The sequence below is a fragment of the Mesorhizobium sp. M0701 genome, assembly GCF_040320365.1.
Taxonomy (GTDB): Bacteria; Pseudomonadota; Alphaproteobacteria; order Rhizobiales; family Rhizobiaceae; genus Mesorhizobium.
The window spans coordinates 37,827-50,315 of record NZ_JAMYPO010000025.1 but is presented as its reverse complement, the minus strand read 5'-3'; the positions used below and the strand labels follow the sequence as shown (position 1 = coordinate 50,315).

Sequence of the window (12,489 nt, the reverse complement as noted above, 5' to 3'; positions counted from 1 at the left end):
TGGAGGTTGGAAATGTCCGCGCGTAGTGACTTGGTGCCGCTTCAACCGGGCGACCGTGCGCCAAACGTGGTACTCGACGCCATTACCCAGGAAGGCAAGATCGCGCTTGACGATTTTCGCGGCCAAAAACCGGTGCTGGTCGGCCTGTTTCGAGGTCTGCATTGCGCGTTTTGCCGACGCCATATCGCCGCCCAGGCGCGGCTTGATCCGGAGCTGCGCGAAAAGGGCGTGGAGAGCCTGACGGTGGTCAACACGCCGATCGAACGGGCGCGTCTCTATTTCCGCTACCATCCGATGCCGAATCTGCTTGCGGCCTCCGATCCTGAACGCGCTTCACATCGTGCTTTTGGACTGCCCAATCTCGAATTCACCCAAAACGAGACGAACTGGCCGTACAAGGTCTCGATGGCAGCGGCAAAGGATATGCGGGTCGACATACCAGGCGAGCTGCCCGGTCCTATGGATCCTCTTGCGGCCAGTGAAATCCTCAACAAGAGGGACCATTACGAGCTGACCGAAGCCGACGAGCAGATGCTAGCAACGGGACACGGACAATTGGTCGGTCAGTTCCTGCTGGACCGGCAGGGGATCGTCCGCTGGAGCTTCACGGAGGTTCCAGAGGGTGGGCGATACATGTTTGGGGCGCCAAGCCCGCAGGAGCTGATGTCAGCCGTATCCCAGGTCGCCCAATAGACTTGCGAACGAGGTAAGCGGAGCGGGACGCTGAACAAAACGCGGAACCAATTTGTTACGAATCTAGACACTGACAAGTTCACGGCTCACGCGAGCACGGCCTCGACAACGGCAACAAAGTCATCGAACGAACGATCCCCACGAATCTCGATGCGCGGAAGGTCGATGGGATCGCAATCGAGGTCCGCCGGCCCGTGTCTGCCGCCGAAGCCGATTCGATAGCCGCACTCCTTGGCCAGCCTGCCAAGCCGTCGGTCGGTGACAGAGAAGGGTGCCGCGAACGCCGCGGTTGGCCGACCGGTCCACCGTTCGATGAACATACGAGAGCGCAGGAGCTCGGCGGCCAAGTCAGAGCTCGACAGACCATCGATCGCGCGATGCGTCGCCAGATGGCTTCCGAAGAACGCACCTTCGCCGGCGAGGCGTCGCACCGTCCCGGCGTCCATAAGCTGCGTCGGCGGGCCGCTGTAGGCGTCCCACTGTGCACTTTCACCCACCAAGTCCGTCACCAGGAACACTTCCGCGGTCAGGTCGTTCGCGCGCAAGGCCGGCCAGGCATGGTCGGCAAAGTTCTGGAAGCCGTCATCGAAGGTGATGAGCACTGGGCGGCCAACGAAAGGCTGGCGCTTGGCGATGAACCATTCCAGCTGCTCGGAGCTAATCGCGTGAAAGCCATTGGCGCGCAGCCATGTCATTTGGCTGGCGAATGCGGCGGGCGCGAGCCGAAAACGGGCGAGCGCGGCCGGACCTTCATCGGAGACGCTGTGATACATGAGGACAGGGATACGCTGCCGCCGCTCGCTATGTGCGACGTCGCGGCGCAAGGCCCGCGCCCCGCCCCAGACGATATTTCGCGCGACTCCGATTTCGACGGGGGCGCGGATTGGCACATGATCTATCGTCGGTTCCGTCGCCACGTCGCCTGGTGACAGGCGGCCGAAGCGGTCTATGCGGTAGAGCTCGGTCTGGATCGATTGCTCGAGAACGAGGCCGTGGGTCGCTGCCAGCGTCTCTGAGATCGCTTGTGCACCGAATGTGTTCCAGTCGAAGCCCGTCCTTTCAACATTGTCTCGTAGCACGAATGCGTGTGCGCTGATGAAACTGCCGCCAGGCGCCAACGCCTCAACGAGTTTTTTGGCGATGCGCCGCAACTCGGTGAGATCGTCCAGGTAGTAGAGCACTTCCGAACACACGATCAGATCCATCTCGCCCGGCAGCGTGTCCGCAGAAAAATCCAGTACGCCGAACTCAACGTTCGGCTGATCGCTGCATCGCGCGCGCGCCCGCCCGACGGCTACGGCGGAGATGTCAGTTGCGGTCAAATGGCCCACGCGCGGCGCCAGCTGCCGCGTGAAGTGGCCCTCCGCGCAGGCCAGCTCAAGCGCCCGTCCGATGGGACCGGCAGGCAGAATTTCGAGCTGCCGCTCATATTTTTCCTGCTCATAGGGCGAACCGTAGTTCCAGGGATCCTCGATCGCAAAATGGCGATTCCAGAAAGATGTGCGATCATTGTCGCGCCCATCCGCGGCCCGTGCACGGCGCGGCGCTGCAAAAGGCTCTTTAGTTTCGGCGCTCGACCGAACCAGCGCCTGCGCTTCCGCGGCCAATCCCGCGAGTTTGCCGAAATGGCTGTCCCGATCAGACCGGCGTCCCGCCATGGACAACAATGCCTCGGCTGCAGACATGTTTGACTTGTCGGCACCGGCGCCCTTTTGCGGTGCATCTACAGGCGATCGCCTCGCAAGTCGCGCGGCACTGTGCATAGGCCGCTCAGAGGGCAGGAAATTCAGGATCAATTCAATCCAATGACGCCTCGTCACTCTCCCGAGTACGCCGAACTGCACGAGAGCCTCGATCTGGCCATCCATCATCAGATGGGCATAGATTTGATCGATTCCTTCCGGTACTTCGATCGAGGCCGGATTTCGCGCGTCGACACGAATTCCAAGTGTCCGCGCCAGCCTGCGCGGCGCGGCAAGATCGTCGACATCGAGCAGCATTTGCTCAAAGTGATACTGCACGCGGCGAGCCGCGTCGGGATTATTCCAGACCTTGCCGAGTTCGAGGATCAACTCGGTGAGGGAAGCGCCGAACCTGTCCCACCTGGCAGCCAATTGCGCTGGCACCGACAGGCTTCCTACCATAAGGCCATCGACGGCCACCTTGGCGATCTCACGCGCCCACTTACGTCCTGCCGGGAGCGCGCGCAGGGACTGCGGGTTGATCGAGCGCGAGCCGCAGCCGCAATCCGATGCGGCGTTCCACAACGCGAACCACGCGAGTGCTTCTGAAGCGGTGTGGCCGTTCGCGTCGGTCGCTCCATTGGCGTGAGCCGATGCCGGGTGTTTGACCCTCGGATCGGCGGAAAAGCCGCGAGCGATCACGACTTCGCCATCTGCCAGCATCTGCGCCGAATTGCGGCTGAGCGCGTTGGGGCTGGCCCGATAGAAAGCGAGCGGCGCGTCGACCATCACCCAATTTTTGCCTAGACGTGCGAGGCGCTGCCACAGATCCCAGTCCTCACAGGTGCGCAGCGACACGTCGAAACCGCCTAACTCGACAATTATCTCCCGATCGACCAGCAGCGCGTGAGTGCGGACGGCACACCGGCGCGCGAATGTTTCGAAGGGTTGAATCGCAACCTCCGTTGCGATGCTCGACGCCGTGAGTTCGCCATCGGGCATCACGCGTCGGGAACCGCAATAGGCAGCCACTGCATCGGGAGCGGATTTCAGTGCGGCCAGCATTTTGGCAAGGAAGCTGGAATCCACCCAATCGTCCGCATCCAGAAACATGAGCCAGTGGCCGCGCGCCGTCGACATCCCGCTATTGCGCGCGCCGGCGGGGCTATGCGCGCAAGAGCTCAACATCCGAAATCGGGCATCGTGCTCCACATAACCGGCGATGATCGCAGGGGTGCGGTCCGTGGAGGCGTCGTCGACGATGATCGCCTCCCAATCCATTATTTCCTGATCGAGAAGGCTATCGAGTGAGCGCGCCAGCGTTACCTCCGCGTTGTGCGCAGGAACCACGATTGAAACCAAGGGATCATGCGCCACGCCGTGTAACCCGCGCGTTGGTTCGAAGGTAGAACAAGAGTCCCGAAACATAGCCGGCGATTTCCTGCCAAAGGAAACGGTCCTCAGGGACGCTGCGTCCAAACAGTCTCCTGCGAACTCTTCCGAGCCGCCGCGACGCCGCCATTTGGCTGCAGAGCGAGCTTGCTCCTGTCGTGCTACCGAAGTTGGAAGCCTGGCGCAGCATTCGCATCCGTGCCGCCGAGCTTGGGCGCCAGCTGTCGCAGATGCACGTCAAAGCCAAGCATGCCGCATATTCATGTCGATCCCCGGAGTCGGCGCCATGACCACAGGCGGCGGTCCCGGGCGCCGTATGAGTGCAATAGCTATGGCAACCTGACGTCTTTTGCAATTGGGGGCGCAACAAATGCCGCCCACTGAAGCTTTGGTGTGAATGACTGCAGTTATTGGGACTTTCGCTCCCCTCCTATCGACCGAAACGCCTCGATTCCGAGGTGCATTCTCGAACAGCCATTCTCCGTGCGAAAGAAGACCTTCCTTCTACCGTGGAGCCCGCATCGGAAGCTGATCGTCGCAGTATACAGCCGGGTGCGAGACGGTACGTGCACCGCCAGACTAGCTACTTTAGGCACTTCTAATGAATCTGCGCTACTTAATTGCGCTCCAGTAGCTATAGCCTGACATTGTATTACTCATTTCGATAGTAGATTGCGTCCAATGATCGATTAGATTAGCCGGTTATGGCTGCTATCACAAAGAGATGCGAGAGCGACATCAATCGGAACTCGTGCATTTGCTGCTAGTTCAAGAGATGTAAAAGGGAGGCACGAATTGGCTTACGTCAAGAAGATTCCGGCTTGCGAGCCGGGTATTTTGCTGGCATGCTTGCTGGTTTCTGAGTGATGCACTGTGGCAATTGTTCAAAGAAGGGGGCATAAAGATGGCCAAGGAATCTTCGAATACCGCTTCTTCAGCAAATAAAGCGGACGCAAATCTGATAAGTAATGCAGACGGAAGCGGGCTGACCTTCATGGCGGGCCAGGCTCGCGAGAGCGGGGCCCCCGGCGACGCTGTAGGTGTCGACAAGATACGTGATCTGCTGTTCGGCAACCAGATGCAGGACTATGACCGCCGCTTTTCCAAGCTTGAAGAACGGGTCTTGCAGCGCTTCAAGGATGTCGAATCCGAGGCCAAGCGCAATCTTGAAATGTACGAGTCAAATGCAAAGAAGCAGGTCGACTCGCTTGCGGCGCAATTGCGGAACGAAAAAGACGCGCGAGCCGACGCCGATAAGGAGATTGATCGGAATCTTCGCGAGCAAAATCAGGCGCTCGAAAAGCAGGTGCGCGCGTTGTCGGATCAGTTGAGCGAGCTTGAGCGGGAAGTTGCGGACCGGATAAATCGAAACGATCATTTGCTGCGTGAGGAAATCAAGCAAAAGAATGAAAGCATTCAGATGCTGATGGAGAAGATGTTTTCCGATCTCGGCAATGTCAAGACCGACCGAAATCTTTTGGCTGGCCTGTTTGTCGAGGTTGCAAAATGTCTAAATCAGGATCCCGTCGGCAGCAAGAACAACTCGGAGCGTACCTGGAAAGTGAGTTGATCGGAACTTGACGTCGACTGTCGACCCAACCAGCCTCCCTCAAAGAGCAGCTTCGAACGATACAGAGATTGATCGCGAGGCTCTGGCTCGCCTTTTGATCGAAATTGCCCGGAACGTTGATCCGGACTATCGTGCGCGTCTCGACGGAATCCCAACCGCCGACCCTCGCATGGAAACGCTGCGCCAGTTGCTGGTCGGCCGCGAAATTTCGGAGCTTTCACGAGTTAGGCACCTGCTCGACGAACCCGAGCAGCTTGCGGCTGCAGTGGGGAGCGTTCTCCCCAGTGCAGCCGCACGTGCGCCTCATGCGCAACTCGGAGAGGCCCTTGCGCCAGCTGTCGAGAGGGCCGTGCAACGGTCCATCCAGAAGAGCCCGCGCACACTGACGGATATATTGTACCCGGTGTTTCTGCCGGCTATTCGCAAGTCGATCGGCGAAAAGATCGATCAGACCTTTCAATCGCTGAATGAAACTTTAAGACATATATTTACCTGGCATGGGCTCAAGTGGAGATTTGAAGCTTGGAGAACAGGTGCAAGCTTCTCAGAAGTTGTTCTTAAGCATTCTCTTGTCTATCGTGTGGAACATGTGTTTCTCATCAATCGCAATTCCGGGCTTTTGATATCGCATGTAACTGCCGATAATGCAACTAGCGAAGATCCGCAACTAATTTCTTCTATGCTTAGTGCAATTCAAGATTTTGTAAAAGACTCATTTAACGAGAAAGAGCAGAGTGGCCTGGACACTATTCGTTTCGGAGAGCTTCGTCTCTGGTCGGAAGTTGGACCGTTTGCGACCTTGGTTGCGGTGATCCGGGGAAATCCGCCGGAGGAATTACATGAAATAATTCGCGATGTATTGCTTCGCATCCATGGTGAATGCTCACAGGCTCTAGAGCAGTTTGACGGCGACAGTTCGCAGTTGGCCGGCGTAGAGACGCAGTTGCAGACCTGCGTTGAACTGAAGCAGGAGGAATCAAACCAGGGATTTCCGTGGCTGGTAGTCGCTGCAGTCCTGCTGGTTTTGATTCCGGCAGGCGGTTGGTTCTTTCTTTCCTGGCAATCCGGGCAGCGCTGGCAGGCCTATGTGTCGCGACTGGGGGCCCAGCCGGGCATCATCGTTGCCGAACAAAAGGTGCGCGATGGCCAATTCTATATTGCCGGCCTGAGAGACCCGCTTGCCGTCGACCCGCAGGTTCTGCTGTCCGGAACAGGTGTCGACCCCGCCCGCGTTCATTCGCAGTGGCAATTCTATCAGAGCCTTGAGCCGGAGTTCGTGTTGAAGCGCCTGATGGCGTCGCTGGTTCCTCCGGATTCAGTACGACTTTCGATCGTCAATGATCGCATCGTTGCCGAGGGGGAGGCTCCCGACACCTGGATAGATCGCGCACGTGCAGCGGCCCAACAACTTTCGGCAGGCGGACCGGAATTCGACATTTCCAGGGTTCGTGATGTGAGCCCCGAAGCACGCGCGGCGGAGCACTGGCAGGCCTATGTGTCGCGACTGGGGACCCAGCCGGGCATCATCGTTGCTGAACAAAAGGTTCGCGATGGCCAATTCTATGTTGCCGGCCTGAGAGACCCGCTTGCCGCCGACCCGCAGGCTCTGCTGTCCGGAACGGAGGTAGATCCCGCCCGCGTTCATTCGCAGTGGCAATTCTATCAGAGCCTTGATCCGAAGTTCGTCCTGAAGCGGCTGATGGTGTCGCTGGTTCCGCCGGATTCAGTACGACTTTCGATCGTCAATGATCGCATCGTTGCCGAGGGTGAGGCTCCCGACACCTGGATAGATCGCGCACGCGCAGCGGCCCGACAGCTTTCGGCAGGCGGACCGGAATTCGACATCTCCAAGGTTCGTGATGTGAGCCCCGAAGCACGCGTGGCGGAGCACTGGCAGACTTATGTGTCGCGACTGGAGGCCCAAGCGGGAATCATCATCGGCCAACAAACGGCGAGGGGCGGACATTTCTATATTTCCGGCCTGAGAGACCCGCAGGCCGCCGACCCGAAGGCTCTGCTGTCCGGAACAGGGGTCGATCCTGCTCGCGTTCATTCACAGTGGCAATTCTATCAAAGCCTTGATCCGAAGTTCGTGGTGAAGCGGCTGATGGCGTCGCTGACTCCGCCGGATTCAGTACGGCTTTCGATCATCAAGGATCGCATCGTTGCCCAGGGTGAAGCTCCTGCCGCCTGGATAGATCGGGCGCGGGTCGCCGCCCAACAGCTGTCCGCGGACGGACTCTCTCTAGAAATCTCCGAGCTGCGTGAGTTGACCCCTCCGCAACTCACTCATTTGAGGGAGGCTATTCAAGCGGTCGACATTTTGTTCGATTCTGGCAAGGCTGTACCGGGACCAGAGCAACTGCCGGTTCTCGACAAATTGGCGAATCAGTTGAAGGAATTGGCCAAGGACGCCCGCAAGGCAGGCGTAACAGCACAGTTCATGTTGACCGGCCATTCGGACGAGACGGGCCGTGAAACGGCCAAGTTGTCGATCAGCGCCGCGCGCGCGGAAACAGTTCGTGCGCTTCTCAAGAAGCGCGGCGTCGATCCGGAGTTGCTCTTGGTTCGCGGCGCGGGCACCTTTGAGCCAGCGGAGATTGAAAATAGCCGAACCGGGAACTCCGCCAACCGCAGAGTTTCGGTTACGGTAAACTTCCACTAGGCGGAGCCCAGGATATTGCAAAAGAAGATCTGCATGTTGGGCGGGTTCGCTGTCGGAAAGACCAGTCTGGTTCGCAGGTTTGTGCAAAGCATCTTTTCAGAAACCTACTTGACCACGGTGGGAGTGAAAATCGACAAGAAGAGTGTCGCATTCCCGGACAAAACCGTGGATCTGATTTTGTGGGATTTGGCCGGCGAAGACGATATCGGCTCATTCCGCGTCAGCTATGTGCGAGGTGCGAGTGGGCTCGTGCTTGTCGTCGATGGAACACGCGCTGCTACTCTTGCCGTGGCGCTCACGTTGCGCGAGCGGGCCGAGGCTGAATTCGGCGCTATGCCGTTTGTATTGCTGTTCAACAAATCCGATCTGGCCGATCGGTGGGCAATATCGGATAGTGAAATTGACGAACTGAGGCAACTTGGATGGCAAATCTATCTAACAAGTGCGCTTTCGGGTGAACATGTTGATGATGCGTTTCGTCAACTTGCTTCGATGGTTAGCAAATAAACCATGCATATCTTGCCAAGAGAAGTTAGAAGCTGGATTTACGACTTCTTCTACAACGAGCGCTCGGTCGCATATCTGAAAATCGACGCCCAGCTTTGCATAGCTGCGAAGGGCGGTAACGTTAACCATTACGGACTCTCGTCCGTTCGCATAGGTGAGCCTGTTACCGAGCAGCTTGAATTCATGGAAGGTTTGTTGCCCTGCCCGGAGCTTCCATATGACATGGCCATGGTCGAACTGCCCAGCGGACGTGTCGCGGACCTCCATCTTTTTGCTGACAATGCCTGCGTGTGGCTGCTCTTTCTTGACGCCAATGCCGAACGCGACAATAGGCAGCGGCTTCAACAGAAGGCTTATGAAATGACGCTCCTGCAAGAGAGGGAGCGTCAACTCAACGAGAAATTACAATCGACAAACGAGGCGTTGAGGGCGAGCCAAGAGGGATTGTCGCGTGAATACCAGCGCGCCGAAGCCCTACTCCTCAACATTCTTCCGGCGTCGATCGCGGAGCGGCTAAAAGCGCACGAACAAATTGCAGACAACCACGCGGAGGTGAGTGTGCTTTTTGCCGACATCGTCGGTTTTACGGAAAGAGCGCGGAGCGTCGGAGCCGTGACGACGCTCGCTATTTTAAATTACTTCTTCAAGGCGGCGGATCTGCTCTCGGAGCGATACGGCTGCGAAAAGATCAAGACAATCGGCGATTGTGTGATGGTGGTCGCTGGCCTGCCCGCCGCGCGATCCGATCATGCGGAAGCCCTTGCGCACTATGCACTTGAACTGCGGAAGGCGGTTAAGCGCGAACGCTTCGCAGGAGAACCGATAAGACTCAGAATTGGAATTCACTCAGGACCAATCGTGGCGGGCGTCATAGGCAAAAGGCGGTTTGCCTATGACCTATGGGGCGACACCGTTAATCTCGCCGCACGTATCCAAACGTCCGCGGAGCCCGATGAAATCCGTATTTCGGATGCAACTCATCAACTGCTTGGACCAAATTTTGCTTGCGACCCGCTCGAGGAAACGGAATTGCGTGGTACAGGTCGTGTGCGAATGTGGCGGCTCCCGGCCTGATTTGCCGCATGGTAGTGCCGACCCGGAAGCGCATTGCATCTCAAGCAACATCATGGTTTCGAATGTCGGCAGCGGTGCGCGAAGCAGTTGACCACCGAGCGACCGCCAAAGGTCTGTCCTGGTCAACTCAGGAAATCAGTTCCTGAGATTTAACGTCGATGCCCAGTTCATAGAACGGCCGGAGGCTGGGCCGAGGTCGGAATGCCCTGCCCCCGCGGCTAAATAAACACCGCCAAGTACCCGGCGCAACGGTCTGGCTCGGAACGATGACGTCTTGCACCGCAACATCGGTTTCTTCAAGGTAGGGCAACAACGGACATAGATGTCGTTGCTCGCCGATCTGACCGGAAGGTTAACAGCACGATGCCACTTATGACTCGACGATTGGGAGCCAGGAACCTGGCGCGCCCGGCACGGCGTCTCGGAGACCTGACTGCGATGTTTGCCCTGATTGCCAGGCCGCTCGTCTTTGGGATCGCCCTTTTGTTGGCTGGTCAGGCGCAGGCGCAGGCGCCGGCGACCGTCCCGCCTGAAAGGGTCAAACAGCTGTTCGAGGTTCTCGACGATCCGTCAGTGAAGGCCTGGGTGGCCGAACAGCGAAATCAGGACGCCGGGTCAACGGGAGCGCCCGCCGAGAGAGGGGCTTCGCCGACCGACGCATCGTCCGGCGCCGTGGCCGCACCCGGCCAGATGAATACGATGGCATCCTCGACGCTCGATGGGATCAGGCATCATATCGAAAGAATCGTGCGAACTTTGCCCTTGCTGCCAGGCCAGTTCGCGCGCGTTCGGGCAGAGACGATGGAGGATATGTCCAGCAAGGGGCCTGCCGGCGTATTTGTGCTGATTGCAATGTTCATCGCTGCCGGCCTGGCACTCACTTGGGCAACGTTCAAGCTCACCCGTCCATTTCGTCTTTGGATTATCGCGCAACCGAAGGATACGCCCGTTGGGCGAGCCAAGAAGATTGGTGGCCGCCTGCTTTATTCCAGCATGCTGATAGTCTCTTTCGCACTGGGCAGCGCCGGCGCGTTCATGTTGTTCGACTGGCCGATGCTTATCCGCGAGATTGTACTGACATTTCTGATGGCGGCAGTCGTTACATGGGGTGTGCGCATGTACGTCATGGCCATGCTCGTCCCTTCCTTCATGAACGTCGAGAACGCCGTCGAGGTTCGTGCTTTGCCGATCACCAACGAAGCGGCTGACCATTGGTCCTATTGGCTACCCCGGATCGTCGGCGTCTTCGCCTTCTTCGGCGCCGCGTTTATCCTCTTGCCAGGTCTCGGCATCGATCAGGACGGAATGATGGTCCTGTCACTGGGCGCCGATTTCGTGCTGCTGTTGCTCCTGCTGCTCGCCATTTGGCGTCGGCCAAGAACGCAGCGAGACGGTGCGCGCCACATCGGTCACACAGAAGCGACATGGCTATTGACTGCTTATTTCGTCGTCCTGTTCCTGCAGCGTATCGCCGGCCTTTATACATACTTCTGGTTCACCTTCGCCGCATTCTTCCTGCCTTTGGCAATCGTGGTGACGCAGCGCGGGGTTAATTTCGTTCTGCGGCCAGGTTCGGAAGATGTCGGCCGGCCCACGATCCCGGCGGTGACGATCGCTGTCATCGATCGCGGAATCCGAATGATTTTCATCCTGGCGGCGGCTTACCTTCTCGCACGTGTCTGGGGTCTGGACATGCAATCCATGCGGGACAGCGATACGACGACGACGTTCATATTGCGCGGCTTGATCAATGTCGTGGTCATTGCCCTCGCCGCCGACTTCGGCTGGTCGATCATCAAAGCTTTGATCGAACGAAAGCTGGGCATCGAAACACCGCACCCTGTGATCAGCGACGAGGACGTCCCGATCCTCGATCCGCAGCAGGCACGGCTGCACACGCTCTTGCCGATCCTCCAGAATATTCTGCTCGCATCGATCATCGTGATGGCGGTGCTTATGATGCTCGCCTCGCTGGGTATCCAGATCGGCCCATTGATCGCCGGCGCTGGCGTCGTCGGCGTCGCCGTGGGCTTTGGGGCACAAACCATTGTCAAGGACGTCATTTCAGGCGTGTTTTTTCTGCTCGATGATGCGTTCCGTGTTGGCGAATACATTTCATCGGGCAATTACAAGGGTACTGTGGAAAGCTTTTCGCTGCGCTCGGTGAAGCTGCGCCACCATCGTGGTCCGCTGTTCACAATACCTTTCGGTGAACTCGGGGCAGTCCAGAACCAGAGCCGTGACTGGGTTATCGACAAATTCAACATCACCGTTGGTTATGACACCGATATCGACTTCGCTCGCAAGCTGATCAAGCGGATCGGCCTCGAACTGGCGGAAGATCCCGAGTTCAAACACTGGGTGCTCGACCCGATCAAGATGCAGGGCGTACAGGAGTTCGGCGAATACGGCATCGTATTGAGGGTCAAGGCGACAACCAAGCCGGGAGGCGCCTTCGGTATGAAACGCAAATTCTATGTACGCCTCCGCCAGGTCTTCAAGGAGCAGGGCATCGAACTCCCATTTCCGACCGTCCAGGTCCAGGGGCTACAGAACCAACATGGGGCAGAGAATGCACCGTTGGAGATCACGCCCGAGTTGAAAATGGCCGTCGCGCAGTCGCACACTATTCGGCGCAGAAAAAAAGCTAGCACAACGGAATAGAAAAGCTGCGACACCTGCTGGTCACAGCGCGGCTTTCCGCGCATCGCCATGGCAGGGACACTCTTTTCGCCACGTAAGCAGGCGCCCCGAAAGGCGCCTCTTAATCGCTTGATTCCCCTCAAGGAAACTGGAGCGGGTGAAGCGATTCGAACGCTCGACCCCAACCTTGGCAAGTGTATGCTCCAAGGGTCACCCACGGTTAGCGAGGATTATGGAGGCCCGCAATGGCGCGGAAAAGCAAT

7 protein-coding genes and 1 pseudogene are annotated in these 12,489 nt (G+C 58.0%); 7 read left to right on the top strand and 1 reads right to left on the bottom strand.

The window, feature by feature from the left end; all coding sequences use genetic code 11:
* The first annotated feature begins 12 nt into the window (after positions 1 to 12).
* Entirely contained in the window at positions 13 to 693 is a 681-nt protein-coding gene (locus NKI24_RS22135) for a redoxin domain-containing protein (protein ID WP_023675975.1), read from the top strand.
* Between the two features lie 86 nt (positions 694 to 779).
* On the opposite strand, the gene NKI24_RS22130 is transcribed toward NKI24_RS22135, so the two are convergent.
* Positions 780 to 3,752: a trifunctional glycosyltransferase/class I SAM-dependent methyltransferase/polysaccharide deacetylase gene (locus tag NKI24_RS22130; protein ID WP_352450244.1), complete on the bottom strand. Its 2,973-nt coding sequence runs from the start codon at positions 3,750 to 3,752 to the stop codon at positions 780 to 782.
* A gap of 161 nt (positions 3,753 to 3,913) precedes the next feature.
* Here NKI24_RS22130 and NKI24_RS22125 point away from each other — a divergent pair.
* The 6 genes and pseudogenes from NKI24_RS22125 to NKI24_RS22100 form a co-directional block, all read left to right on the top strand.
* Positions 3,914 to 4,059, top strand: a pseudogene (locus NKI24_RS22125) (IS110 family transposase); the annotation flags it as partial.
* Positions 4,060 to 4,671: 612 nt separating this feature from the next.
* The gene (locus NKI24_RS22120; protein ID WP_031211579.1) at positions 4,672 to 5,337 is read left to right on the top strand and encodes a DUF3450 domain-containing protein; all 666 of its coding nucleotides are present in this window, start codon (positions 4,672 to 4,674) and stop codon (positions 5,335 to 5,337) included.
* 94 nt (positions 5,338 to 5,431) lie between these two features.
* Positions 5,432 to 8,002 carry an OmpA family protein gene (locus NKI24_RS22115; protein WP_352450243.1) on the top strand — a complete coding sequence of 857 codons (2,571 nt, stop codon included), beginning with the start codon at positions 5,432 to 5,434 and terminating at the stop codon, positions 8,000 to 8,002.
* Positions 8,003 to 8,017: 15 nt separating this feature from the next.
* Positions 8,018 to 8,509 carry a Rab family GTPase gene (locus tag NKI24_RS22110; protein WP_254818889.1) on the top strand — a complete coding sequence of 164 codons (492 nt, stop codon included), beginning with the start codon at positions 8,018 to 8,020 and terminating at the stop codon, positions 8,507 to 8,509.
* A gap of 3 nt (positions 8,510 to 8,512) precedes the next feature.
* On the top strand, positions 8,513 to 9,583 hold the full coding sequence (locus NKI24_RS22105) for an adenylate/guanylate cyclase domain-containing protein (RefSeq protein WP_352450242.1): 1,071 nt from the start codon (positions 8,513 to 8,515) through the stop codon (positions 9,581 to 9,583).
* A gap of 438 nt (positions 9,584 to 10,021) precedes the next feature.
* Complete coding sequence (locus NKI24_RS22100; protein WP_352450241.1) at positions 10,022 to 12,247, top strand: mechanosensitive ion channel family protein; 2,226 nt, start codon at positions 10,022 to 10,024, stop codon at positions 12,245 to 12,247.
* Positions 12,248 to 12,489 lie beyond the last annotated feature (242 nt).